Source organism: Mumia sp. zg.B53, from assembly GCF_019550935.1.
GTDB lineage: Bacteria > Actinomycetota > Actinomycetes > Propionibacteriales > Nocardioidaceae > Mumia.
The window spans coordinates 1-25,454 of record NZ_JAHWCK010000003.1; the positions used below are offsets into that span (position 1 = coordinate 1).

21 protein-coding genes, 1 tRNA gene and 1 other RNA gene are annotated in these 25,454 nt (G+C 71.0%); 14 read left to right on the plus strand and 9 right to left on the minus strand.

Features of this window, described 5'->3' with window-relative positions:
* Positions 1-342 precede the first annotated feature (342 nt).
* Positions 343-1,536, minus strand: a complete 1,194-nt coding sequence (locus KV102_RS13775) for a helix-turn-helix domain-containing protein (protein WP_308289400.1) — start codon at positions 1,534-1,536, stop codon at positions 343-345.
* A 77-nt stretch (positions 1,537-1,613) separates the two neighbouring features.
* Between KV102_RS13775 and KV102_RS13780 the strand changes: the two genes are divergently transcribed.
* A complete protein-coding gene (locus tag KV102_RS13780; protein WP_220346630.1) occupies positions 1,614-2,609 on the plus strand; it encodes an alpha/beta fold hydrolase in 996 nt (331 codons plus the stop codon).
* A gap of 33 nt (positions 2,610-2,642) precedes the next feature.
* Here the strand turns inward: KV102_RS13780 and KV102_RS13785 are convergent, their stop codons facing one another.
* Together KV102_RS13785 and aceE are read right to left on the minus strand one after the other, a co-directional pair.
* Positions 2,643-3,746: a phosphatase PAP2 family protein gene (locus KV102_RS13785; RefSeq protein WP_220346631.1), complete on the minus strand. Its 1,104-nt coding sequence runs from the start codon at positions 3,744-3,746 to the stop codon at positions 2,643-2,645.
* 160 nt (positions 3,747-3,906) lie between these two features.
* Positions 3,907-6,669 (minus strand): pyruvate dehydrogenase (acetyl-transferring), homodimeric type, encoded by a 2,763-nt coding sequence (aceE, locus tag KV102_RS13790; protein ID WP_220346632.1) that lies wholly within the window; start codon positions 6,667-6,669, stop codon positions 3,907-3,909.
* Between the two features lie 250 nt (positions 6,670-6,919).
* On the opposite strand from aceE, the gene KV102_RS13795 reads away from it, so the two are divergent.
* The 8 genes from KV102_RS13795 (at position 6,920) to KV102_RS13830 (ending at position 14,668) form a co-directional block, all read left to right on the plus strand.
* Entirely contained in the window at positions 6,920-7,339 is a 420-nt protein-coding gene (locus KV102_RS13795) for a DUF3052 domain-containing protein (RefSeq protein WP_220344266.1), read from the plus strand.
* 117 nt (positions 7,340-7,456) lie between these two features.
* The gene (locus KV102_RS13800) at positions 7,457-9,082 is read left to right on the plus strand and encodes an AMP-binding protein (protein ID WP_220346633.1); all 1,626 of its coding nucleotides are present in this window, start codon (positions 7,457-7,459) and stop codon (positions 9,080-9,082) included.
* A 9-nt stretch (positions 9,083-9,091) separates the two neighbouring features.
* Entirely contained in the window at positions 9,092-9,553 is a 462-nt protein-coding gene (locus tag KV102_RS13805; RefSeq protein ID WP_220344268.1) for a peroxiredoxin, read from the plus strand.
* Positions 9,554-9,683: 130 nt separating this feature from the next.
* Positions 9,684-9,758, plus strand: a tRNA-Val gene (locus tag KV102_RS13810).
* A gap of 276 nt (positions 9,759-10,034) precedes the next feature.
* The gene (locus tag KV102_RS13815; RefSeq protein ID WP_220346634.1) at positions 10,035-11,543 is read left to right on the plus strand and encodes a hypothetical protein; all 1,509 of its coding nucleotides are present in this window, start codon (positions 10,035-10,037) and stop codon (positions 11,541-11,543) included.
* A gap of 16 nt (positions 11,544-11,559) precedes the next feature.
* A complete protein-coding gene (locus KV102_RS13820; RefSeq protein WP_220346635.1) occupies positions 11,560-12,711 on the plus strand; it encodes a Nif3-like dinuclear metal center hexameric protein in 1,152 nt (383 codons plus the stop codon).
* Positions 12,681-13,523, plus strand: a complete 843-nt coding sequence (locus tag KV102_RS19620; RefSeq protein ID WP_220344271.1) for a zinc ribbon domain-containing protein — start codon at positions 12,681-12,683, stop codon at positions 13,521-13,523. The genes KV102_RS13820 and KV102_RS19620 overlap by 31 nt, the downstream gene beginning before the upstream one ends.
* A complete protein-coding gene (locus KV102_RS13830) occupies positions 13,520-14,668 on the plus strand; it encodes a bifunctional RNase H/acid phosphatase (protein ID WP_220346636.1) in 1,149 nt (382 codons plus the stop codon). The genes KV102_RS19620 and KV102_RS13830 overlap by 4 nt, the downstream gene beginning before the upstream one ends.
* 130 nt (positions 14,669-14,798) lie before the next feature.
* On the opposite strand, the gene KV102_RS13835 is transcribed toward KV102_RS13830, so the two are convergent.
* The gene (locus tag KV102_RS13835) at positions 14,799-15,560 is read right to left on the minus strand and encodes a YaaA family protein (protein WP_220346637.1); all 762 of its coding nucleotides are present in this window, start codon (positions 15,558-15,560) and stop codon (positions 14,799-14,801) included.
* Positions 15,561-15,637: 77 nt separating this feature from the next.
* Between KV102_RS13835 and KV102_RS13840 the strand changes: the two genes are divergently transcribed.
* Positions 15,638-17,080: an RNB domain-containing ribonuclease gene (locus tag KV102_RS13840; RefSeq protein WP_220346638.1), complete on the plus strand. Its 1,443-nt coding sequence runs from the start codon at positions 15,638-15,640 to the stop codon at positions 17,078-17,080.
* A 19-nt stretch (positions 17,081-17,099) separates the two neighbouring features.
* Here the strand turns inward: KV102_RS13840 and KV102_RS13845 are convergent, their stop codons facing one another.
* Positions 17,100-17,681 (minus strand): TMEM165/GDT1 family protein, encoded by a 582-nt coding sequence (locus tag KV102_RS13845; protein WP_220346639.1) that lies wholly within the window; start codon positions 17,679-17,681, stop codon positions 17,100-17,102.
* Between the two features lie 252 nt (positions 17,682-17,933).
* Here KV102_RS13845 and rnpB point away from each other — a divergent pair.
* Positions 17,934-18,333: RNase P RNA component class A (gene rnpB / locus KV102_RS13850), an RNA gene on the plus strand.
* A 3-nt stretch (positions 18,334-18,336) separates the two neighbouring features.
* On the opposite strand, the gene KV102_RS13855 is transcribed toward rnpB, so the two are convergent.
* Entirely contained in the window at positions 18,337-18,678 is a 342-nt protein-coding gene (locus KV102_RS13855; RefSeq protein ID WP_220344276.1) for a DUF3817 domain-containing protein, read from the minus strand.
* A 77-nt stretch (positions 18,679-18,755) separates the two neighbouring features.
* A complete protein-coding gene (map, locus tag KV102_RS13860) occupies positions 18,756-19,604 on the minus strand; it encodes a type I methionyl aminopeptidase (RefSeq protein WP_220344277.1) in 849 nt (282 codons plus the stop codon).
* A 79-nt stretch (positions 19,605-19,683) separates the two neighbouring features.
* On the opposite strand from map, the gene KV102_RS13865 reads away from it, so the two are divergent.
* Together KV102_RS13865 and KV102_RS13870 are read left to right on the plus strand one after the other, a co-directional pair.
* Positions 19,684-19,890 carry a hypothetical protein gene (locus KV102_RS13865; RefSeq protein ID WP_220344278.1) on the plus strand — a complete coding sequence of 69 codons (207 nt, stop codon included), beginning with the start codon at positions 19,684-19,686 and terminating at the stop codon, positions 19,888-19,890.
* Positions 19,891-19,952: 62 nt separating this feature from the next.
* Complete coding sequence (locus tag KV102_RS13870) at positions 19,953-20,759, plus strand: thioesterase family protein (protein ID WP_220346640.1); 807 nt, start codon at positions 19,953-19,955, stop codon at positions 20,757-20,759.
* A gap of 36 nt (positions 20,760-20,795) precedes the next feature.
* Here KV102_RS13870 and panB read toward each other — a convergent pair whose 3' ends face one another.
* Complete coding sequence (panB, locus tag KV102_RS13875; protein WP_220346641.1) at positions 20,796-21,671, minus strand: 3-methyl-2-oxobutanoate hydroxymethyltransferase; 876 nt, start codon at positions 21,669-21,671, stop codon at positions 20,796-20,798.
* A gap of 242 nt (positions 21,672-21,913) precedes the next feature.
* Here panB and KV102_RS13880 point away from each other — a divergent pair, with 242 nt between their 5' ends.
* A complete protein-coding gene (locus tag KV102_RS13880) occupies positions 21,914-23,605 on the plus strand; it encodes a M14 family zinc carboxypeptidase (protein ID WP_220346642.1) in 1,692 nt (563 codons plus the stop codon).
* A gap of 54 nt (positions 23,606-23,659) precedes the next feature.
* Here the strand turns inward: KV102_RS13880 and KV102_RS13885 are convergent, their stop codons facing one another.
* On the minus strand, positions 23,660-25,420 hold the full coding sequence (locus tag KV102_RS13885) for an NAD+ synthase (protein ID WP_220346643.1): 1,761 nt from the start codon (positions 25,418-25,420) through the stop codon (positions 23,660-23,662).
* Positions 25,421-25,454 lie beyond the last annotated feature (34 nt).

Consider the following 25,454-nt stretch of genomic DNA (forward strand, 5'->3'; position numbering starts at 1 on the left):
CCCGGGCCGGCGCGGCGGGTGGGGAGGGGGGGCCGGGCCGGGTGGGGCCGCGCCCCACGACTCTACAAGGGCGACCCCCGAACGCCCCTGCGAGGTGTGCTCGTTGCGCGACTCGTCATCGTCGGCGTACGGCGATGGACGACCCCCGTTGTGGCCGCTCTCGCGGCCGCCGCGCCATGCCCCGCTCCCTGGTCGCCGGGCCGGTCCGAGCCGCGTAGGTCGGATTCCCTGCGATGTCGGTCGCGAATGGCATTTCGCGAGCACGAGACCAAGACTGCCTGCCAGAAACTCTGACCACGAAGAAGACTCGACCCAAAATTGCGGGAGTCGGTTGTGGGGTTCCTACAACGACGGACGTGGTCGCGTCTCGTCGGGGACCGACAGCAGCCCGCCCAGCGTGAGACCGACCCGCAGCGTGTAGGCGCCGCGAGGGTTGAGCGGGTCGAGCCCGGTCGCGTCGCGGACCTTCCGGAGGCGGTAGCGGACGGTGTTGGGGTGGACGAACAAGCGGCGCGCGGCGGCCTCCACGGACGCTCCCTGCTCGAGGAACGTCGCCAACGTCCCGTGCAGCGTGGGATCGGTCCCGGACAGCCGCGTGTGGACCATGTCGACCAGCGCCCGCCGGGCATGGCCGTCGCCGGCCAGCGACCGCTCGACCAAGAGGTCGTCGGCGTGCACCGGCCGCGGCGCCCCCGCCCAGCCGCGAGCAGCACGGAGTCCAGCGAGCGCGGCCCTCGCCGAGCGGTGCGCGTGGACGATGTGGTCGACCACAGGGCCGACGACGAGGGCGCCGGGGCCGAACGCGTCGGCCACCGCCCCCGCTGCGTGCTCGAGATCAGCCACGTCGCCGAGGAGGACGACGAGCCGCTCGAGCTGCACGGAGGTCAACGTCGACATCCCCGCCACCCGAGCCCGACGGCGAACCTCCTCTTCGACGCCCTCGTCACCGGCACCTGCGGGGGGCGGTGCGGCACCGACGAGCACGGTCACGCCGCCCTCTGCCTCCCATCCCAGGGCCGCTGCTCGAGACCGGATGACCTCCTCGGGCTCGCCGCGGACCACGGCGTCGACGACCAGCGCCTCCATCCGCGCGTCCCACTGCCCGCGCGACTCCGCTGCGCGGGCATAGACGTCTGCGGTCGCGAACGCCACCTCCCGCGCGTAGGCCGAGACCTGCCGGCGCACCTCCTGGGCCTGGTCGGCCGAGAACAGGTCGTCGATGTGGCGCTCGATGACCTCGATCGTCGTCTTGACCATCGACACCGTCTGGTGGAGTGTGACGTGGCGCGTCAGCTCCCGCGGCGCTGCGCCGAACACCGAGCCCGTCACGTCGAGAGCCGACGTGCCGGTGCGCATCCACTCGGCGCACTGGGCGATCCCGGCGTGCGCGATCAGGGAGATCCACGACCGGTGCTCGGCGTCGAGCTCGTGGAACCACCGGAGCTCGCGCTCCATCGTCGCGATCGCGGCCGTCGTCAGATCGCCGGATGCCTTGTCCAGCACCTGCGCGTAGTCCTCGTGAGTCCCGGCGGTCACAGGGCCCAGACTAGGTGCAGGACGGCTCATCGGCCGGTATCGTGGCTCCACTTCCCCCGGCGCCGAGGAGCTGCCCGATGAATGGACTCAGCCCAGGTTCGCTGGAGACGCGGTTCGTCAGGCTGCACGGCTACCGCCGCGCGTACCGGATCACCGGTGAAGGGCCCGCGCTGCTGCTCCTGCACGGGTTGAGCTGCGACTCGACGACGTGGTTGCCGGTGGCCGAACGGTTGGCCGAACGCTTCACCGTGGTGATCCCCGACCTCCTGGGCCATGGCGAGTCCGACAAGCCACGGGCCGACTACTCGCTGGGCGGCTACGCCAACGGCATGCGCGACCTCCTGACCTATCTCGAGATCGATCGCGTCACGGTCGTCGGTCACAGCCTCGGCGGAGGTGTGGCCATGCAGTTCGCCTACCAGTATCCCGACCGGACCGAGCGGATCTGCCTCGTCGCCACGGGCGGGCTCGGCACCGAGGTGTCGCCGCTGATCAGGCTGATCACCGTCCCGGGAGCGGGCGTGGGTCTCGGGCTGGCCACGATCCCACCGCTGCGGGTGCCGGTCCGCGTCGCGCTCCGCACGCTCGCCCGGACGGGTCTTCCCTACACCCGGGACCTCGACGAGGCCGCCGACATCTACGAGTCGCTCAGCGACCCCGGTGCCCGCGCCGCCGTGCGCGCCGTCACGAGTCACGTCGTCGACTGGCGCGGTCAGCGCATCACCATGAAGGACCGCGCCTACCTCGCCGAGGTGATCCCGCTCTGCCTGGTGTGGGGTGCCGGTGACTCCGTCATCCCGTCCCGGCACGCGCTCGCCGCCCAGAGACGGTCGCCCCACACGATCGTGGAGCTGTTCCCCGACTCCGGACACTTCCCGCACAAGGATCAGCCGGAGCTGTTCGTCGACGTGCTCACGCGGTTCGTCGACGGAGCACCGCCCGCGAGGTTCCGCCCGCGGCGGTGGGGGGCCACGCTCAGGGACGGAGCGCAGACCGAGGGCCCGCAGGACTCTGTCGGGGCTGCGGCGAGCATCGTCGAGCTCACCACCGACGACCTCGGCGTCGCCGGCTGACACGCCGGCGCGCGCCGCCCCGCGCGTACGCCGTCAGACCGACGAGGAGTGGAGGGCGGCCTTCTGAGCTTTGCGCTCGCGACTGCGTGTCTTGCGGTAGCCCCAGTTGCCGGTAACCGCAGCGCCGATCGCGATCGACAGGACGGCGATGACGACGCCACCGATGTCGTCGGCGACGTAGTGCCAGCCGAAGTAGATCGTGGCCAGCACGGTGCCTGTGAAGTAGACCCACAGGCCGCGCATCAGCCACTTGTTGATCCCGATGATGGCGAAGAAGAGGCACGCGGTCAGGACGACGGAGACGTGGAGTGAGGCGAACCCGGCGATGCCGTGGATCTTCTCGGTCGCCCACGGGTCGCTCAGGACGTCGTAGCGTGCGTGCGCCAGCGATCGTTGCAGCGCCGCCACCCCGCTGTCGCCAGGCAGGTCGGCGAAGAGCGACTGGTTGGCGAAGACCGGTCCGAGCGTCGGCACGAGGTAGTAGCTGCCGACGCCGAGGATCCAGTTGAGGCTGAGCGCCGTCGCGTACCACGCGCCGAGCGAGAGGTCCTTGTTGAGGACGAGCACCGCCGCGAGCGACACCGGCGTCAGCATCAGGTAGGAGACGTAGATCGTCGACAGGATCAGCGCGATGAACCCCGTGCCGAGGACGTCGTGCAGGACAAGTGCCGGGTAGTGACCGAAGAAGAGCCAGTGGTCCATCTTCATCAGGTCGGCGTCGTGGAGCACCTCCTCGCGCACGATCGGCAGGAAGCTCTTGAGGTTGCGATAGCTGACGTAGGAGATGTAGAAGGCGATCAGGCCGAGCGCGGCATGGATGAGCCGGCTCCAGCTCCACTCCGTGCGGACGATCGTCGTGACGCGGGACCGCAGGCCCCGAAGACTCCTGGTCTGCAGGAACGCCTGAACGGCGAGGCCGCCGCCGATGAAGAGCAGCCCGAGCATCGGCAGCCGGACGTAGGCCGGCCCGAGGAAGCCCTCCGGGTCCCGCATCGGCAGGTCGAGGTAGTAGGACGCCCAGATGGTGAAACCGCCCACGGCGATCGAGAAGGCGACCAGGAAGGTGTAGGGCCAGCGCAGGATGCGAACCCACGTCGGGGTCCGTCGCAGCGCCGGCGGTGTCGCGGTCTCGACCATGACCCGACCACCCCTCGCTCTCGAGCTCGCGGACCCTGCCGTGGCGCTGTCCGGCGTCGAATCGTCACGGGGGGCCATGGGGACATCTTAGAGGACGGGGGGTTGACCCCCGGCAACCATTTGTGTGCCGGGGGTCAACCCCGCGTCCGTGCCGCCGCCCTCAGGCGTCGCTGCCCTCCTGGGGGACGTCGGCGACCGCGGTCGGATCATCGAGCCGGAACCGTGCGTACGCCTCTGCCGCCGTCTCGGCCTTGACCTCGCCGTTGGCAGCCAGGGCCTCGAGGACGCCGACCACGATCGACGCGGTGTCGATCTGGAAGAACCGCCGCGCGGCAGCCCGGGTGTCGGCGAAGCCGAACCCGTCCGCGCCGAGGGACGTCCACGGCTCGGGCACCCAGCGGGCGATCTGGTCGGGGACGGCACGCATGTAGTCGGTCACCGCCAACACCGGGCCGTGGGCATCGGCCAGCGCCCTGGTGACGTACGGCGTCGCAGGCTCGTCTCCGGGGGCGTTGAAGGTCGCCCGCTCTGCAGCGTCGGCGTCACGGGCGAGCTCGTTCCACGACGTCACCGACCAGACGTGGGCTCGGACGTCGTACTCCTCGGCGAGGATCCGCTGCGCCTCCAGCGCCCACGGCACGGCGACGCCGGAAGCGAGGATCTGCGCCTGCGGGGTCCCCTCGCCACGCTCGGGTGCCTCGCGGTAGCGGTACATCCCCTTCAGCAGCGCGTCCACATCGAGGCCCTCGGGCTCGGCGGGCTGGACGATGGGCTCGTTGTAGACGGTGAGGTAGTAGAAGATGTTCTCGCCGTGCGGGTGGTCCTCGGTGGAGCCGTACATCCGCTCCATGCCGTTCTGGACGATGCGGCTGATCTCGAACCCGAACGCCGGGTCGTAGTGCACAGCCGCGGGGTTGGTGCGGGCGAGCAGCGGCGAGTGGCCGTCGGCGTGCTGCAGGCCCTCGCCGGTCAGGGTGGTCCGACCGGCGGTCGCGCCGATCAGGAAGCCTTTCGAGAGCTGGTCGGCCATCGCCCACAGCGAGTCGCCGGTGCGCTGGAACCCGAACATCGAGTAGAAGATGTAGACCGGGATCATGGGCTCGCCGTGGGTCGAGTACGCCGATCCGGCGGCGGTCATCGAGGCGACGGCGCCGGCCTCGCTGATGCCCTCGTGAAGGAGCTGGCCGGACGTCGACTCCTTGTAGGCCAGCAGGATCCTGCGGTCGACCGACTCGTACGACTGCCCGTGCGGGTTGTAGACCTTGGCCGTCGGGAACATCGAGTCCATGCCGAACGTCCGGAACTCGTCCGGCGCGATCGGCACGACGCGCGAGCCCACACCCTTGTCGCGCATGAGGTTGCGCAGCAGGCGGACGAAGGCCATCGTCGTCGCGACCGGCTGGTTGCCGGACCCGCCCCGCAGCTCGGCGTACGTCGCGTCGCCGGGCAGCTCGAGCGGCTTGGCCCGGACGACGCGCTTGGGCAGCGACCCGCCGAGCTGACGGCGACGCTCACGCATGTACTGCATCTCGTCGGAGTCCTCGCCCGGGTGGTAGAACGGCGCGAGCTCGGACCCGTCGATCTCCTCGTCGCTGATCGGCAGGTAGAGCCGGTCGCGGAACTTCTTGAGGTCGGCCTTGGTGAGCTTCTTCATCTGGTGGGTCGCGTTGCGGCCCTCGAGCGCGTCGATGGTCCAGCCCTTGATGGTCTGCGCGAGGATGACCGTCGGCTGCCCGGTGTGGTTCATCGCCGCATCGAAGGCGGAGAAGACCTTGCGGTAGTCGTGACCACCGCGCGGCAGCTTGGAGATCTGGTCGTCGGTGAGGTGCTCCACCATCTTGAGCAGCCGCGGGTCGGCCCCGAAGAAGTGGTCGCGCGTGTAGGCGCCGTCCTCCATCGAGTAGGTCTGGAACTGCCCGTCGGGCGTACGGTTCATCTGGTTGACCAGGACGCCGTCGACGTCACGGGCGAGAAGGTCGTCCCACTCGCGACCCCAGATGACCTTGACGACGTTCCAGCCGGCGCCGCGGAAGGTCGACTCGAGCTCCTGGATGATCTTGCCGTTGCCTCGGACCGGCCCGTCGAGCTGCTGCAGGTTGCAGTTGATGACGAACGTGAGGTTGTCGAGCTCCTCCCGTGCGGCGAGTCCGATCGCGCCGAGCGACTCGGGCTCGCCCATCTCGCCGTCGCCGAGGAACGCCCACACGCGCTGCTCGCTGGTGTCCTTGATACCGCGGTTCTGGAGGTAGCGGTTGAACCGCGCCTGATAGATCGAGTTGAGCGCCGCCAACCCCATCGAGACGGTCGGGAACTCCCAGAAGTCGGGCATCAGCCGGGGGTGCGGGTAGGACGCGAGCCCCTTGCCCGGACCATGGCTGACCTCCTGGCGGAACTTGGCGAGCTGCTCGGCGGTCAGGCGACCCTCGAGGAACGCGCGGGCATAGATGCCGGGGGAGGCGTGGCCCTGGATGAAGACCTGGTCGCCGCCGCCCGGGTGGTCCTTGCCACGGAAGAAGTGGTTGAAGCCGACCTCGTACAGGCTGGCTGCGGACTGGTACGTCGCGATGTGTCCGCCGACGCCCAGGCCCTCTCGATTGGCCCGCGAGACCATGACGGCGGCATTCCACCGGATGTAGGCGCGGATGCGTCGCTCGACGTCCTCGTCTCCGGGGAACCAGGGCTCGCGCTCGGGCGGGATCGAGTTGATGTAGTCGGTGCTGGTGAGAGCGGGGACCCCGACCTGCTTCTCCCGGGCCCGCTCGAGCAGGCGCAGCATCATGTAGCGCGCGCGTCCGCGGCCCCGTCCCTCGACCATCTCGTCGAAGGACTCGAGCCACTCTGTGGTCTCGTCCGGGTCGATGTCGGGAAGCTGGGACGGGAGGCCCTCGTGGATGACGGGGGGCCGGTCGGATGACTGGGCCACTTCGAATCCTTTTCTCGCGAGATCGCGACTGCGCCGGATGTGGGCAGCAACGCTGTCGACGGCTCCAGGTGGGTCGCCTGCCGTCCGCCGTCCATCTTTCCACTGCGTTCCAGTACCCGCGAGTAGCCGCCCCTCCGGGCGGACCTAAGGGCTCTGCGGAGCGCTCCCTGCCCCACCTTCGCCGAGAGCCGCTAGTGTGTGGCGCCTAGGCAGGAAGAAGCCTTGGAAAACATCACTTGGGGAGGCATCGGTGAGCGCCACCGCGCAGGACGCGGACCGTCCGGGGCATGGGGACCGTCTGGGCTTCAAGCCCGACATGGTGGTCCAGGAGCTCGGTTGGGACGAGGACGTCGACGACGCGCTTCGGGAAGCGATCGAGAGTCGCATCGGCAGCGAGATGGTGGACGGCGACTACGGCGAGGTCGTGGACGGTGTCGTGCTCTGGTGGAGGGACGACGACGGCGACCTGGCCGACGCGTTGATGGACTCGCTCCAGGACCTTGCCGAGGGCGGGACCGTATGGCTCCTGACGCCCAAGGTCGGCCGACCCGGGTACGTCGACAACGGGGACATCGCCGAGGCAGCTCCGATCGCAGGGCTGTCGACCACGACGACCGCGTCGGCAGGCCCTGACTGGGCCGCGACGAAGCTGTCCACCCACAAGCGCTGACTCGTCGCGCCGGGTGGCGCGAAGCCGGGTGGCCGACGCCGGAGGAGCGCGGGTTCTCCTTGGTGTAACTCATGGTTACACTAAGGGCCACGTGCCCCCGACTTCCGAGGTACCACCATGACGAACCAGCTCCGCGGACCGGGCCAGCACCCCGCCGCTGCATCCGCGCTGACTCTCGCCTCCCTCGCCACGTGCGGCGTCGTCCGACCGTACGGTCCCCGTGCCCTCGTCGGCGTCGGGCGGGCCCTGGCCCGCTGGGGCACCGGTCTGGCCGGCGGCTACGCCTCGCTCGCCGCGCGGACTCCCAACGCCGTCGCCATCCACGACGATCTCGGGTCCATCACCTTCGCCGATCTCGGTGCCCAGGCCAATGCGTTCGCCCGTGCGCTGTCCGACCTGGGCGTCGGCGAGGGCGACGGCGTCGCGCTGATGGCTCGCAACCACCGTTGGTTCGTGATCACCGCCATCGCCGTCGCGCGGCTCGGCGCCGACGTCCTCTATCTCAACACCGCGTTCTCCGGCCCCCAGGTGCGCGAGCTGCTCGAGCGCGAGAAGCCGGCGGCGATCGTCCACGACGACGAGTTCTCCGACGTCGTGGCGTCGGCACCCTCGGACGCAGCCCGCGTCGTCGCCTGGGCCGACGTTCCTGGTCCGGGCACCGTCGGATCGCTTGTCAGCACCCGTCCCGGCACCGACCTGCCGGCCCCGCGGCGCGAGGGCCGCTCCGTGATCCTCACCTCGGGCACGACCGGAGCGCCGAAGGGCGCGGCCAGGGGGTCCGGCTCGCTCAGCGCCGGAGCCGCGCTGCTGTCCCGCATCCCGCTCCGCGCGCGGATGACCGTCCACGTGGCGGCCCCGCTGTTCCACACCTGGGGATGGGGCCACCTCAACCTCGCGATGCTCCTCGGGTCCACGCTCGTCCTGCGACGCCGCTTCACACCGCGTGACTTCCTCGACACCCTGGCCCGGACCCGGTCCGACGCGGCGGTGGTCATCCCGGTGATGCTGCAGCGCGCGCTCCAGCTGCCGAAGGAAGACCTCGACTCCTACGACCTGAGCGCACTCACGATCGTCGCGGCCAGCGGCTCGTCGCTTCCCGGCGACCTCGCGACCGCGTGGATGGACCAGTACGGCGACAACCTCTACAACACCTACGGCTCGACCGAGTGCGCGTGGGTGACGATCGCGCAACCCGCCGAGATGCGCGCGCACCCCGGCACGGCGGGTGCACCACCGATCGCGACGGTGATCGCCCTCTACGACACCGAGGGGCGTCCGGCGACCGGCTCGAGCGGACGCATCTTCGTCCGCAACGGCCTGCCGTTCGAGGGGTATACGCACGGCGGCGGCAAGGAGGTCGTCGACGGTCTGATGTCGACCGGCGACGTCGGCACCATCCGCGACGGTCTGCTCTTCGTCGAGGGCCGTGACGACGAGATGATCGTCTCCGGCGGGGAGAACGTCTATCCGCAAGAGGTCGAGAACTGTCTCGCGAGGCACCCGGCCGTCCTGGAGGTCGCCGTCGTCGGCGTGGAGGACGTCGACTTCGGGCACCGCCTGCTGGCCTGGGTCGCTCTGCGGCCGGGGCACGACGTGACCGAGGACGACCTCAAGCTCTACGTGCGCGAGCGCCTCGCTCGGTACAAGGTCCCGCGCGAAGTACGCTTCCTGCACGAGCTGCCGCGCAACGCGACGGGCAAGATCCTGAAGCGCCGGCTGACCCACACCGACGAGAGCGAGTGACTTCCCTCCATGACGATCGAGATCGGGACCACGGCCCCTGACTTCACCCTCAAGAACCAGCACGGCGAGGAGGTCTCCCTCTCGGCGCTCCGCGGCAAGAAGACGCTGCTCGTCTTCTATCCGTTCGCGTTCAGCGGGATCTGCTCCGGCGAGCTGTGCGAGCTGCGCGACAACCTCGCTGCGTTCAACGAGCTCGATGCCGACGTGCTGGCGATCTCGTGCGACCCGATGTTCGCTCTGCGGGCCTTCTCCGAGAAGGACGGGCTCACGTTCTCGCTGCTGAGCGACTTCTGGCCGCACGGTGCGGTCGCGACCTCGTACGGGGTCTTCGACGCCGACCGTGGGTGTGCGCTGCGAGGCAGCTTCCTGGTCGACGAGGAGGGTGTCGTGCGGTGGAAGATCGAGAACGGACTTCCCGACGCGCGCGACCTTGCCGGCTACCTCGGCGCACTGCAGGAAATCTCTGCATGATCCTGCCGCGCAGACCCGGATCTGTGCAAGACTGATGAGCGCGTGGCCGCTGGTGACCCGAGACGCCAGCGGCCACGCCTCTGTCTTCATCCAGGGCGCCATCCGATACTCTGGAGCGCCGCGCGGCGTCGGGCGCATAGCTCAGCGGTAGAGCACCTCGCTTACAACGAGGCGGTCGGGGGTTCGATCCCCTCTGCGCCCACCACGAATCCCACGAGAGCCCCGTTGCCTGTGTGCGCAGGGCTCTCGTCGTGCGCGCAGCCTGATGCCACGTATTAGCGGTCGTGTCGCGGGGTCGCGGCGGTTATGGTCGGAGACGCCGCACACTGTCACCAGGGGGAGACGTGCCCGACTTTATGCCTGCCGCGACCGTCACTGACGTCACGGCGCCGCTCGCGATCACGGAGTGGGACATCGGGGTGGTGATCGAGTACTGAGCGCGCAGACTCGCGGGGCGGACGCACCGGCGATGTGGTCGACGGTGCGTCGTGCTGTCCACCGGATCGAGAGGCGACGTGGCGCGGTCCTCGTCGCGGTGCTGGCGCTCACGACCGCGTTCCGCCTGCCGTACCTGTGGGCGCCGCTGTCCTCGGACGAGGGCGGGTTCCTTCTCGTCGCCCACCAGTGGGGGACGACGGACGGTTCGCTGTACGGCAACCAGTGGGTCGACCGTCCTCCCGGCCTGATCCTCCTCTTCGGCTTCGCCGATCTGCTCTCCGGCTCGCTCGGAGACCGGGTCGCACTCCGCCTGGTGGCGCTGGTGCTCGCCCTCGTCGCGGTCGCCGCCGCCTGGTACGCGGGACGAGCTGTCGGCGGCACGCGCGGCGCGCTGGCCGCCGCGCTGGTGATGTGCGCGGTGACCTCCACCCCGGCGTTCAGCGGGCCGCGCATGGCCACGGTGTTCCCGGCGGTCGTCTTCGCCGCGGTCACCGTCGCGCTCGCGCTCGCCGCGGCGTACGAGGTGACGTCTCCACGGGTGCGCGCGGCGCTCGCGGCCGGGGCGGGTGTCACCGGCGTGGTGGCCGTGCTGATGAAGCAGAACGTCGTCGACGGACTGGTCTTCGCCGCGGTGCTCTGGGCGTTGAGCGGTCGCCGTGGCTGGAAGCTGGCGGCGGCGGGCGCGGCCGGTGCCTCGCTGCCGCTCCTCGCCACGCTCGTCTGGGCGGTGACCGGACCCGGCCTCGGGGGGTTCTGGGAGGCGATGTACGGCTTCCGCGAGCAGGCGGCGGAGGTCATCATCAGCTCGAGCTCCGTCGCGCCCGAGCTGCGGATGCGCCTCTTCGTGCTCGCCCTCGTGGGAACGGGTGCGTTCCTCCTCGGTGTCCTGACCGTGTGGGGGGCGGTCCGCGAACGCCGCCGGCCGGTCGCGGTCGCCACCCTCGCGGTCCTGGCCTGCGCCGTTGTCGGGATCGTCGGCGGTGGGTCCTGGTGGCGCCACTACGCGCTCCAGCTCGCGCTCCCGCTGGCCCTCGGTGCGGCGCTCGCCGTGCGCAGCGGGCTCCTGCGCACCACGCGTGTGGCCGTCGCCCTGGCCCTCGTGGCCACGTTCGTGGCCGTGGCGTGGCGAACTCCCGCAGCGCTCGAGGGCCGGCCGACGAGCGGCACGGCCGTGGGGGAGTGGATCGGCGAGCGGACCGAGCCCGGCGACGCGGGCCTGGTCGCCTACGGCTCGCCGCAGGTCCTGCGGGTCGCAGGGCTGTTCGCGCCGTACCCCTACTCGTGGAGCCTGCCCGTCCGCGTCCTCGACCCCGATCTCGACGAGATGACGGCGCTGCTGGCCGGCCCCGAGGCGCCGGAGTGGCTGGTGGAGATGGGGTCTTTCACCTGGTGGGGGATCGACACCGACGCGTTCAACCGGGTGGTCGCGACGCGATACCGCGAGGTCGCCGACGTCTGCGGGCACCGCGTCTACCTGCGTTCCGACGTCGAGCGCGACGTCGGGTCGGGGACGTCGTGGTGTCCTGCGCTGTACGGACGGACCACGCCGTAGTCGTAGGCTGACGGGCGTGAGCGACCTGCGAGTCCACGACGTCATCGCCCTCCTCGACAGGTGGTACCCACCGGGCCACGCCGACTCCTGGGACGCGGTCGGCACGTCGGTCGGTGATCCCGACGCCCCGCTGCGTCGGATCCTGCTCGCGGTCGATCCCGTACGCGCGGTCGTCGACGAGGCGATCGCCTTCGAGGCCGACCTCGTCGTCACGCACCACCCGCTCCTGCTCAAGGGCGTGCACTCGGTCGCGGCCACGACCCCGAAGGGCCGGGTGGTCACCGACCTCGTACGCCACGGCATCACGCTGCACACCTGCCACACCAACGCCGACTCGCCGGCGCTCGGGGTCTCCGACTCGCTCGCCCGTGCACTCGGGCTCACCGACCTCAGGCCGCTGGACGCCGATCCGGTCGAACCGCTCGACGCGTGGGTGGTCTACGTTCCCCGCGAGGCCGCCGCTGCGGTCGCCTCCGCGATGCACGACGCGGGCGCGGGGTCGGTCGGCGACTACGACCGGTGCCAGTTCGTCAGCGACGGGACGGGGTCGTTCCGGCCTGGGGAGGGGGCGGCGCCGGCGATCGGGGAGGTCGGTGCGGTCGAGCACGTCGCGGAGACCCGCGTCGAGATGGTCGCTGCCCGACGGCTGCGCGAAGCCGTGCTGGCCGCTGCGCTCGCGGCCCACCCGTACGAGGAGGTCGCCTACACCGTCACCGAGATCGCCGAGGTCCCCGATCCCGACCGGGGCAGCGGACGCGTGGGAACCCTCGCGGACCCGGTGCCGTTGGGCAGGTTCGCGACGCAGGTCCTCGAAGCGCTGCCTGCCCACCACAGCGCCGTGAGGGTCGCGGGCGATCCCGACGCGCCGGTGCGCACGGTCGCCGTCTGCGGCGGGTCCGGTGACTTCCTCCTGGACCGCGCGCGCTCGCTCGGCGCGGACGCGTACGTCACGTCCGACCTCAGGCACCATCCCGTCTCGGAGCTGCGCGAGCACGCCGACGCCCCCGCGGTCCTCGACGTGCCGCACTGGGCGGCCGAGTGGACCTGGCTGCCCGTGCTGGCCGAGCGGCTGCGAGGCTGGCTCGACGAGCGAGGGAGTACGGTTCAGGTCCAGGTCTCGACCGCCGTGACCGACCCGTGGACGTCGCACCTCGGGTGGTCGGAGTAATACGGTGGAGCACCTGCCATGTCCAGCGGTACGCACTCACCGGTCCGTACCCGTCAGAGGAGCCCACGCTGAAGGCTGACCCGTTCGACCAGCTTGCCCTGCTCGACGTCCAGAGTCTGGACTCGCAGCTCGCACGGCTCGCCCACCGCCGCAAGACCCTGCCCCAGGTCGCGACGCTCGAGCAGCTGCGCCGGGAGCGCGAGACGGTCCACGCGCGCAGCGTCCAGGCGCAGACCAGGGTGTCGGACCTCACGGCCGACCAGGCCAAGGCCGACCGCGAGGTCGCCAACGTCCGGGCACGGCGCGACCGCGACCAGACCCGGCTCGACTCGGGTCAGGTCGGCAGCCCCAAGGACCTGCAGCGGCTCCAGGACGAGATCGTCGCGCTCGACCGGCGCATCGGCTCGCTCGAGGACGACGAGCTCGAGGTGATGGAGGAGCTCGAGGCGGCCCAGAACGAGCTGGCCGCGGCAACCGGAGAGCTGGCCTCGATCGAGGCACGGATCGCCGACGAGCTCGGTGCTCTCCAGGAGTCGACAGCCGACCTCGACGCGGCGGCGGAGGCGCTGCGTGCCGAGCGCGGCCAGACGGTCGGACGTGTCTCCGACCCGTTGCTCGCGCTCTACGACAAGATCCGCGACACCCACGGCGGCGTCGGAGCCGCGGCCCTGCGCCACAAGCGGTGCGAGGGCTGCCGGCTCGAGATCAACGGTGCCGACCTTCGCGAGATCGCCGCCACGCCGAGCGACGTCGTGCTGCGCTGCCCGGAGTGCAACCGGATCCTCGTCCGGACCGGCGAGTCCGGGCTGTGACGGCGCCGCGTCGCGTCGTCATCGAGGCCGACGGAGGCTCGCGCGGCAACCCTGGCCCCGCGGCGTACGGTGCGGTCCTCCGTGATGCCGACACCGGGGCGGTCATCGCCCAGCGGGCGGAGACGATCGGGATCGCGACCAACAACGTCGCCGAGTACAGCGGGCTCATCGCCGGCCTCGAGCTCCTCGCCGAGCACGCCCCGGAGGCCGAGGTCGAGGTCCGGATGGACTCCAAGCTCGTGATCGAGCAGATGGCGGGCCGGTGGCGGGTCAAGCATCCCGATATGAAGCCGCTCGCCCTGCGGGCCCAGCAGCTCGCCCCGTTCGGCGTCGAGTGGACGTGGGTGCCGCGCGAGCGCAACAAGGCTGCGGACGCGATCCTCAACGACGCGCTCGACGAGGCGGCCGGCAAGCCCAAACGGCGCCGAGCGGCAGACCCGGCCCCCCAGGCCCCCGGGACGACGGCGACCGCTGCCCCGGCCGGGTCACGCAACCCGATGGTCGGGTGGCGCGATCCGCTGGCCGACCCGCCGACCACGTTGACGCTGGTCCGCCACGGCGCCACCGACAGCACGCTCGCGAAGGTCTTCTCCGGGTCCGACGGCGCTGACCCCGGCCTGAACGACGTCGGCCGCGCCCAGGTCCACCGTGCGGCGGCGTACGTCTCCCGTGCCGACGCCGAGGCCGTCGACGTCGTCGTGAGCTCGCCGCTGCGTCGCTGCCGCGAGACCGCCGAGGTGCTGGCGAACGACCTCGGCGTCGAGGTCGTCGTGGAGCCTGGACTGGTCGAGGCGTCGTTCGGCGCGTGGGACGGCCTGACGTTCGCGCAGGTCCAGGAGCGCGACCCGGAGGCCCTCGACGCGTGGCTCGCCTCGACGGCCGTGGCGCCGCCGGGCGGTGAGTCGTACGACGACGTGTTCGCGCGCGTCCAGCGCTTGCAGCGTCGGCTCGTGGCGTCGTACGGCGGCAAGCACGTCGTGCTCGTGAGCCACGTGACGCCGATCAAGATGTTCGTGAGGCTGGCGCTCGACGCACCGATGCCGGTCATCCACCGGCTCGAGCTGCAGCCCGCGTCGGTGAGCACGGTGCGGGTCTGGCCGGACGGCATCTCGACCCTGCGCGCGTACGACGTCGTCCCCGTCTGACCGTCCCGCCCCCGGCTGGCCGTCCCTCGCCTCCCCCACAGGCCGTCCCCTCCGCGCTGTGTGCAGTACGTCAAGGAATTGCGTACCGGATTCCTTGACGTACTGCACACAGCGCGGACGGAGCGGGGGGTCAGACCTCGGTCACGACGACGTCCAGGCGGCCCGCGTGCTGCTCGACGGTCCAGCCGAGGTCGCGCAGGTCGGCGGCGAGCGCGGACACCGTCGCCGGTGACGCGCCCTCGCGCAGGAGCGCCCGGACGATCCTGCCCTTGGTGGCCTTGTTGAAGTGGCTGACGACGCTCCGACGACCGTTCGACTCGTGCAGGACACGGACGGTCGCGACCCGGTCCTTCGGTCCGTCGGGTCGCCAGAGCGCGGCGTACGTCGAGGACCGGAGGTCGATCAGCAGACCGGAGCCGAGCGTGTCCGCGACCACCGGGCCGAGCTCGTCGCGCCACTGGCTCGCGATGGTGCCCAGCCCGGGCAGCGTCACGTTGCCCGACAGCCGGTAGGCCGGGATGCGGTCCGTCGGACGGACGAGCCCGAAGAGGGCGCTGGCGAAGGCCAGGCTCCGGCTGGCCCGTCGTCGTGCGGCGGGGTCCAGCGTGCCGAGGTCGAGCGCGGCGTACAGCACGCCGTCGTAGACCGAGTCGGCCCGCGCGGTCGGCTCGGTCCAGAGGCTCGCGTCGCGGGCGAGCGCGTCGGCCTGGGTCGGGCCGAGCCCGAGGACCGCAGCCGCGCGGGCAGGGTCCCGGGTGCACAGGTCCACGAGCGTGTCCGCGATCCGGCGACGGGTCGGCGTCAGCGTCGGGAAGGACAGCGTGGAGAGATCGAGCGGGCGACCCCGCCGGGGGACGGACTTGCCTTCGGACGGCGGGAGGAGGACCAGCACCCACTGATCCTACGGAGAGGGCATCGGACCGATCGCGTCGGCCCGCGCGGGGATCGACCGCTCTCTAGGGTGGCGGCATGACCCGTGCGTACTACTCGGTAGACCCGTCCGCCGTGCCCGCCCTCGAGAGCCGCATCGACGCGGTCGCGCAGGAGCTGGGGATCGATGCGGCGTTCCCGCCCGCGGTCCTGGAGGAGGCAGCGACCTCGGCGGCCAGGGTCCAGCTCCCCGACCTCGACCGGACCGACCTGCCGCTCCTCACCATCGACCCACCCGGGGCCCGCGACCTCGACCAGGCGATGTTCATCGAGCGTCGCGGGGAGGGGTGGACCGTGCACTACGCGATCGCCGACGTCGCTTCGTACGTCGTCCCCGGCGGTGCGGTCGACGAGGAGGCGCACCGGCGCGGCCAGACGTTGTACGCCCCGACGCGACGGATCCCGCTCCACCCTGCGGTGCTGTCCGAGGATGCTGCGAGCCTGCTTCCCGACGTCGTGCGTCCCGCCGTGCTGTGGTCGATCGACCTCGACGCCGAAGGCCGTCAGGTCGGCGTCGAGGTGACGCGCGCGCGGGTCCGCAGCACGGCCCAGCTCGACTACGACGGCGTGCAGGCCCAGGTGGCGGCAGGGTCAGGTCCGGAGACGTTGACGTTGCTGCGCGAGGTGGGGGAGCGGCGACAGGCGCTGGAGGCCGAACGGGGCGGTGTGAGCCTCCCGTTGCCCTCGCAGGAGATCGACCGCGCGGAGGACGGCTCGTGGTCCTTGACGTTCCGCGAGCCGGTGCCGGCGGAGGGGTGGAACGAGCAGATCTCGCTTCTCACCGGGATGGCGGCGGCCGGTCTCATGCTGGAGGCGGGAGTCGGGCTGGTGCGCACGCTGCCGCCCGCGGACGAGCGAGCGGTCGGGCGGTTGAAGAGGGCTGCGCGTGGGCTCGAGGTCCCGTGGCCCGAGGCGATGTCGTACCCCGACTTCGTCCGGACCCTCGACCCGGCGGACCCCCGGCACGTCGCGATGCTCGAGGCGTGCACGGGCCTGCTGCGCGGGGCGGACTACGCCGCGTTCGACGGGGCGCCGCCGGACTACGCCGAGCACAGCGCGATCGCGGCGCCGTACGCCCACGCGACGGCGCCGCTGCGGCGGCTCGCGGACCGCTACGTGAGCGAGGTGTGCCTCGCGGTCAGTGCGGGCGTGGACGTGCCCGAGTGGGTACGGGCCGGGCTTCCGAGGCTGCCCGCGGTGATGGCGGGGACCGGCCGCGTCGCCTCGTCGTTCGACCGAGCGGTGCTCGACCTGGTGGAGGCCGTCGTGCTGGCCGACGCCGTCGGACGCACGTTCACCGGCACGGTGATCGACGCCGACGACAAGGATCCGACTCGCGGGACGGCCCTCCTCGACGACCCTGCGGTCGAGGCTCCGGTCGCGGCGGACGTGCCGCTGCCCCTGGGTGAGCCCGTACGGCTGACCTTGGAGCGGGCCGACGTCGACGCGCGCTCCGTACGCTTCCGGTGGGACGGGCCGTGACAGGAACCCGTGGGCTGCCTCAGAGCCAGCCGGCGCCTTCCGCGACGAGCCACAGCCCGAAGACCGCGAACAACGCCGACGCGCCGTAGCGGATGGCCTTCTCCGGCAGCTGCTTGCCGATCCAGGCGCCGAGCAGGATCGCGAGCGCGTCGGCGGCGACCATGCCCACCGTGCTGCCGACCCACGTGCCGAACCAGTCCTCCTGCGTGGCGAGCGTGATGGTCGCGAGCATCGTCTTGTCACCGAGCTCGGCGAGGAAGAACGCCCCGCCGACGGCCCACACCGCGGACCCGCTGCTGCGGGTGGCCTTCTCCCGCTCGTCGGCGCTGAGCTCGTCGCCGCGCAGGGTCCAGGCGGCGAAGAAGAGGAACGCCAGACCGGCGGCGAGGGTGATCCACTGCTGCGCATCCGCGAACGCCTCACCGACCCAGAACCCGATGCCCACAGAGAGGAGGTGGACGACCGCGGTGGCGACCGTGATGCCGATCAGCACGTCGCGGGGTCGGTAGCGGGTGGCGAACGTCATCGCCATCAGCTGGCTCTTGTCGCCGAGCTCGGCCACGAAGATGACCGCGGTGCTCAGCAAGAACGCGTACAGCATGAGAAGGGCTCCTCGGCACCTGGTCGAGGAGCCTCGGGGAGTCCCTTCGACCAGGCACGTCCATAGGGTCGTGTCGCTGGCCGAAAGTCTCGTCCGCGCCGCGCGAGGCGACGCCGTCCGTACCGGACCCGGAGGTCAGTGTGTCGACACGGATGTTGGGGACTACTCCCTTTCGCTCCACCCAGCGTACGGCGGGCGGGGGGATGCGGCCAGACCGGGGAGGGTGATGTCGGCTACTGTGGCTGCTGCGGATGAGTCGGCCGGGCGGCCGCGTCGTCGTCGGTCTCGCACCGAGGGCGCCGAGGAAGGTCCGGACTCCACAGAGCACGATGGTGGGTAACGCCCACCCACGGCGACGTGCGGGACAGTGCCACAGAGAGCAGACCGCCAGCGGCCTCACGCGACGCGTGAGGTGCGGGTAAGGGTGAAAGGGTGGGGTAAGAGCCCACCAGCGCCTCGGGTGACCGGGGCGGCTAGGTAAACCCCATCGGGAGCAAGACCAAGAAGGACCTTCGGGTCCGCGCAGGCGCTGACGCTGCTCGCCGAGCCTGCGGGTAGGTCGCTGGAGCGTCGTGGTGACGCGACGCCGAGAGAGATGGTCGCCGGGGCGGAGACGCCCTGACAGAATCCGGCCTACAGGCCGGCTCATCCGCCCTTAGCGACCGACGGCGCGGCCGAGGAGGCCGCGGCGATCCGCCCACCTCTCGAAGACCACGGTGAAGAACGGCGGTACGGCGGACGCCAGCGCGGCGATCGTCACCTTGAACGACCAGCCGAACGCGCGCCACGCGACGAGGCACATGAGGACGTACGCCACGAAGATGCCGCCGTGGATGGGACCGAAGATCTTGACGCCCAGCTCGGTGGTCTCGAGGACCCACTTGAAGAACATCCCGATCAGCAGGCCGGCCCACGACACCGCCTCGGCGAAGGCGACCACGCGGAAGGCGGTCCGGGTGCGGGCGTGGGTCTGCGGGGGTGTGGCGAGTGCGGTCACGGCACCGACCGTACCTGGTGGTGCGGCAGCATCCCACGGTCCCTACGACAGTGCGTCGTAGATCACTCTGACCCCGGTCACGGCAGCGTCAGGATCTCCGCGCCCGAGTCGGTCACCAGGAGCGTGTGCTCGAACTGCGCCGTGCGTGACCGGTCCTTGGTCGTCGCCGTCCAGCCGTCGTCCCACAGGTCCCAGTCGATGGTGCCGAGGGTGAGCATCGGCTCGATCGTGAAGGTCATCCCGGTCTTGATCACGGTGTCGTGTCCCGGGTCGTCGTAGTGCGGCACGATCAGTCCGTCGTGGAAGGCCGGACCGACGCCGTGCCCGGTGAAGTCGCGGACGACTCCGTAGCCGAAGCGCTTGGCGTAGGACTCGATGACACGGCCGACAACGTTGATGCGACGTCCGGGCTTCACCGCCCGGATGGCGCGCATGAGCGCCTCTTCCGTGCGTTCGACGAGGAGCCGCGACTCCTCGTCGACGTCGCCGACGAGGTAGGTCTTGTTGGTGTCGCCGTGCACCCCGCCGACGTAGGCGGTGATGTCGATGTTGACGATGTCGCCGTCCTCGAGCGGGCGGGCGTCGGGGATGCCGTGGCAGATCACCTCGTTGACGCTGGTGCACAGCGACTTGGGGTAGCCGCGGTAGCCGAGCGTCGAGGGGTACGCCCCGTGCTCGACGAGGAAGGCGTGGCCGACGGCGTCCAGCTCGTCGGTCGTGACACCTGGCGCGATCGCTGCCTCGACCGCGTCCAGGGCCTGGGCGGCGAGCCGGCCCGCGTAGCGCATCGCCCGGATCGTCTCGGCGCTGCGGATCTCAGGGCCCTCGTACGGCGCGGGCGCCTTGCGGCCGACGTACTCGGGCACCTCGATCGAGGCGGGGACGCTGCGACGGGGGGAGAGGGTGTGGGGGCTCAGCACGGTCACGCGTCGAGTGTAGGCGGGACCGCCGGGGCGTTCGGCGAGCCTCGTCCTGCTCGGGCAGGATGGGGGCAGGAGGTCAATGATGGCGGACGCGAAGTTCTACTACTGCATCAAGCACCACACGGTCGAGGGCGAGGAGGGCTGCAAGGCGATCGATCGCCTGGGCCCGTACTCCACCCGCGAGGAGGCCGAGCACGCGCTCGAGCTGGCGCAGGAGCGCAACGAGCGGTGGGACAACGATCCCGAGTGGAACGACGATGCTCCCGGTCCCGGGCGGTCCACCACCTGACCTCGTGACCGGGCTGCCGGTCGACGGGGTCATGATGGGATCCTGCCGACCCGAGGAGTCCCATGCCTGCGCTCCGGCCCTTCACCGACGTCAGCACCGTCCGCCCGACCGACGACGGCTTCGCGGCTGAGGTCGACCCCGAGTGGGCGGTCGCGGACAAGCCCAACGGCGGCTACCTGCTCGCGCTGCTCGGGCGAGCAGCGGTCGCGAGCGTCGGGCACGAGCACGTGATCACGTCGTCGGCACACTTCCTCCACTCGCCCGATGCCGGGCCGGTCGAGATCGAGACCGTGGTGCTGCGCAAGGGTCGCAGCGCCGACCACGTACGAGCGACGATGCGGCAGGACGGCCAGGCCTGCGTCGAGGCGGTGCTCATGGTCGGGCGACTCGCCGACGGCGCCCCTGCCCACTGGGACCGTGGTGCGCCACCCCGGCCGGCCGGCGACCGTGACGAGGGAGTGCGGGTGCCCGGCACCAGCCCGACCGGCGTACCGGTGCCGGTGATGGAGCAGGTCGACCTGCGCCTCGACCCCGCGACCCTGGGCTTCGCCGCCGGTCGTCCGAGCGGGTCGGGGGAGCTGCGCGGCTGGCTGTCGTTCCTCGACGACGCGCCGTTCGACCCGGTCTCGCTGCTCTACGCCGTCGATGCATTCCCTCCCGCGACGTTCGAGATCGAGCCGACGGGCTTGGTGCCCACGCTCGAGATGACCGTCTACGTGCGGGCGCTGCCCGCGCCGGGTCCGCTCACGATCCTGCACCGTGCCCAGACCGTCGCGGCCCAGCGGGTCGACGAGGCCACGTTCGTCTGGGACAGCACCGGACGGCTCGTCGCGCAGGCGACCCAGCTCGCGGGGATCCGACTGGGCTGACGGCCCCCCGCGCGCCGGGCGCGCCCGGCGACGGCCTCAGAAGGTGTGCTCGTCGGTGGGGAACGCCGCGCCCTCCACGTCGGAGACGTAGGCGCGCGCGGCGTCGAGCATCGTCGTCCGCAGGTCGGCGTAGGTCTTCACGAACCGTGGCAGCCTGCCAGTGCGCAGCCCCATCATGTCCTGCCAGACCAGGACCTGGGCGTCGGTGCCGACGCCGGCTCCGATCCCGATCGTCGGGATGGTCAGACGCTGGGTGATCTCGGTCGCGACGTCACCCGGCACCATCTCCATGACCACCGCGAACGCGCCTGCCTCCTGGACCGCGAGCGCGTCGTCGATCGTCTTCTTGGCCGCGTCACCGCGTCCTTGCACGCGGTAGCCGCCGAGCGAGTGCTCCGACTGCGGGGTGAAGCCGATGTGAGCCATCACGGGGATGCCACCTTGGGTGAGTCGCCGGATCTGCGGCGCCATCTCTGCCCCGCCCTCGAGCTTGACGCTGTGGGCACGGCCCTCCTTCATGAAGCGGACGGCGGTGTCGTACGCCTGCTCCGGCGACCCTTGATAACTGCCGAAGGGCAGGTCGGCGACGACGTGTGCGTACGTCACCGAACGCGTGACACCCCGCACGAGCGGGACCAGCTCGTCGACGGAGACGGGCAGCGAGGACTCGTACCCGTAGACGTTGTTGGCGGCCGAGTCGCCGACGAGCAGGACGAGCACGCCGGCCTCGTCGAAGATCTCCGCGGCGTACTGGTCGTAGGCGGTGAGCATCGCCCACTTCTCACCGCGCTCCTTCATCTGCTGGAGCGTGTGGGTGCGGACGCGTTTGCGTGCTGCCGGCGGCGGCGTGGACGCGGTGCCGTACGGCGCGGGTTCTTCAGCGGAGGGTGGCGTTCCTGTGGGTTCGGTCATCGTCGTTCCTTCGTTCTCGCAGCTCCCGGACGGAGTCCGCGGACGCCTTCAGCCTGCCACGGGGTCAGCGGCTCGTTGCACCCCCGGACGACGACCCTGATGTGTTTTGCGTAACACGCAATTAACCGTTTGCCGTGCGCGAGAAATGGAATGCCGCCAGATTGGGCCCACACGATTTCATCGAGCGAAGAGGTGGAGCGATGAGGGAACGTCAGAGGCCCGGCAGTCGACGGGGAGGGATGGTGGCGTCGCTCGCAGCGCTCGCCCTGACCGTGGGCGCGCTCGGGCAAGGGTCCGCGGTGGCCGACGAGCCGAGCGAGTACGAGCCCGGGAGAACGACGATCGTCGAGGTCGCGCTCGACGGGCGGGCCGACCACGAGCGGCTCACGGCGCTCGGACTGGACGAGGTCGGACACCACGGAGGCGCCGGACACCGCGGTGGTGACGTGGAGGTGATGCTGCACGGCGAGTCCGACGCACGCGCGTTGCGCAAGGCCGGCTTCGGCTGGGACGTGGTGGTCGAGGACGTCGACGCCGTCAACCGCAAGGCGCGTGCCGCCGAAGCACAGGCGGCGGCGGCAGCTGCCGCCGACCCGGCCGAGCGCTCGGACCTCCCGACCGGGCGGGTGTCCTACCGGACCTTGAAGGACGTCAACGCCGAGCTGAAGGAGCTGGCGAGGCGCTACCCCCGGACGGTCTCGCTGTTCCGGCTGCCACGCCCCTCGCTGCTCGGCACGCCCGTGTACGGCGTGGAGGTCACGCACGACGTGACTGCTGACAGCGGCAAGCCTGTGTTCCTCCTCACGGGTCTGACGCACTCGCGGGAGTGGCCCACGACCGAGCTGACGATGGAGTTCCTCTGGGACCTCGTCCAGAACGACGGCGACGACGCACGCATCACGTCCTTGCTCGAGCGAGGACGTCTCGTCGCCGTGCCCGTGGTCAACCCCGACGGGTACGAGATGTCGCGCGGGCTGGTCCACGAGCAGAAGCGAAAGAACTGTCGCGTACGCGACGGTGCCGTCCCGACACGGGCCGAGTGCGCGGCAGCCGGGGCGGCCAACCTGGGCGTCGACCTGAACCGCAACTACACGGCGTTCTGGGGCGGTCCGGGGTCCGGGGCACGCGCGACCGACAGCAACTACCGCGGTGCCGCACCGGGCTCCGAGCCGGAGATCGCCAACATGATCGACCTGGTGAACTCCCACCACGTCACGCTGGCGATCAGCAACCACACCCCCGACGAGCGGGTGCTGCGGGTACCGAGTGCACCGAACGAGCCGACTCCCGCCGAGGAGGCGGTCTACCAGAAGATCGCGGAGATCCTCGGTCAGATCATGGGGTGGCCCGCCGGCCCGTGGCCTGAGATCTACTACGACGCCAGCGGCACGGCCGAGCAGACGTCCTTCTACACCAGCGGCACGTTCGCGTTCACGTTCGAGAACACACCGGGTCACCGCGACAACGACCGCTTCCACCCGCCGTACCCGTCGGTCATCGACCAGTACCTGGGGACGGGGGAGTACGAGGGGTCGACCGCACGCGAGGCGTTCCTCACGGCGTTCGGGCAGGCGAGCGACCCTGCTTATCACGCGGTGGTCTCGGGGGCGGCCAAGCCGGGCACCGAGCTGGCGCTGCGGAAGGACGTGTCCCTGACGACGTCGCCCGTGACGCTGCCCGGTGAGACGGTTCCGCTGGTTCTCCCGGTCGACGACCGCGTCGAGACGACCATGACCGTGCCGAAGGGCGGCCGCTTCACGTGGCACGTCAATCCCTCGGACCGCCCGAGCCAGGCGTTCACGGCCAACGTGAGGGAGTCGTGGAGCCTGACCTGTCGCCGAGGCAACGGTGCCTGGAAGGACGCCGGGACGGTACGGGTGACGCGTGGCCAGGAGGTGACGCTCGACCGTACGGCGCTGCCACCGAGCTGCTGAGCGCGGAGTGCGTCGGTGCCCGGGGTGGAGAGCCCGGGCACCGGCGCACCGCCGTCAGCCCTCGGCGAGGTGCTCGCGCCAGCGGTGCGTGATCGGGACCCGACGGTCGCGGCCGAAGTTGCGACGGGTGACCTTCGGGCCCGGCGGGTACTGGCGGCGCTTGTACTCCGCGCGGTCGACCAGCGTGACGACCCGCTCGACCAGCTCCGGGTCGTAGCCCTCCGCGACGACGGCAGCCGCCGGCAGGTCGCGCTCGACGTAGGCGTCGAGGATCCCGTCGAGGACCTCGTACGGCGGCAGCGAGTCGGTGTCGAGCTGCCCGGGACGGAGCTCGGCCGAGGGCGGCTTGCTGATCGTGCTCTCGGGGATCGGCGGCTCCTCGCCGCGAGCCTCGGCGTGCGCGTTGCGCCACCGCGCGAGCTCCCACACGAGCGTCTTGCGCACGTCCTTGATCGGCGCGTAGCCGCCGACCGCGTCCCCGTAGATCGTCGAGTAGCCCGTGGCGACCTCTGACTTGTTGCCGCAGGCCAGCACGAGGTGGCCTTCCTGGTTGGAAAGACCCATCCACACCACCGCCCGCACCCGCGCCTGAAGGTTCTCCTCGGCGAGGCCGGTGAGTCCGAGGGCGTCCTGGAACGACGTCACCATCGGCGCGATGGGGACGGTGCGGAGGTTCAGGCCCGTCCTGCGTGCCAGCTCCGCGGCGTCGGAGCGCGAGTGCTCGGTCGAGTACTCGCTGGGGTTCGACACGCCGAACACGCGCTCGGGACCGAGCGCATCGACCGCGATGGCCCCGCACAGGGTCGAGTCGATCCCGCCCGACAGCCCGAGCAGCACCGAGCGGAAGCCGTTCTTGTCGACGTAGTCGCGCAGGCCCGTGACGAGCGCGCGGTAGATCTCCTCGAGGTTGCCCAGGCGGGGGAGGATCGGGGAGGTCACCGGCTCGTACGGCTCGACAGGGTCGGTGGAGATCACCGTGCGCTCGATGCGCAGGCCGGCGAAGCGGGTGTCCGCGGGCGGCATCAGGCGCCGTGCCGCCGGGAGGTCGAGGTCGACGACCAGAAGCTCCTCGACGAACTGCGCGGTCCTTCCGAGCAGTGCGCCGGCCGCGTCGACGACCAGCGAGTCGCCGTCGAAGACGAGCTCGTCCTGCCCGCCGACGAGGTTCACGTATGCCAGCGCCACGTCCCCCTCGACCGCACGACGGCGGCAGAGCTCGAGCCGGACGTCGTCCTTGTCGGCCTCGTACGGCGAGCCGTTCGGGACGACCAGCAGCCCGGCGCCCGCGGCGCGCACCGCCGAGGCGATGCCGTCGCGCCAGAGGTCCTCGCAGATCAGGGTGGCCACGTCGACCCCGCGCACCTCGACGACCTGCAGCCTGTCGCCGGGGACGAAGGTGCGGAGCTCGTCGCCGACGCCGTAGTTCCAGAGGTGGATCTTGGCCTGGCGGGCGACGATCCGGCCGCCGTGCATGACCGCGACGGTGTTCTGCGGCGCGTTCTTGGGGATGCCGAGGCCCTCGGGGGCGCCGTCGGCCTGATCGAGGAAGCCCACGAACGCGACGAGGTCGCCGAGACCCTCGTCGGCCAGACGGGCGGCGAGATCCTCGGCCGCCGCACGGGACGCCGCGACCACCGAAGCCCTCATCGCGAGGTCCTCGAGCGGGTAGCCGGTGAGCACCATCTCGGGGAGCACGACCACGTGCGCGCCGGCCTCGTGGGCGGCACGACACTGCTCGAGGACGAGGGCGGCGTTGAAGTCGAGGTCTCCCACCCGAGCGTTGACCTGGGCGAGAGCGACGCGGAGCTGAGGCACGGGTCGAGCCTAGCGGTGGCGGCCTCCCACCCCG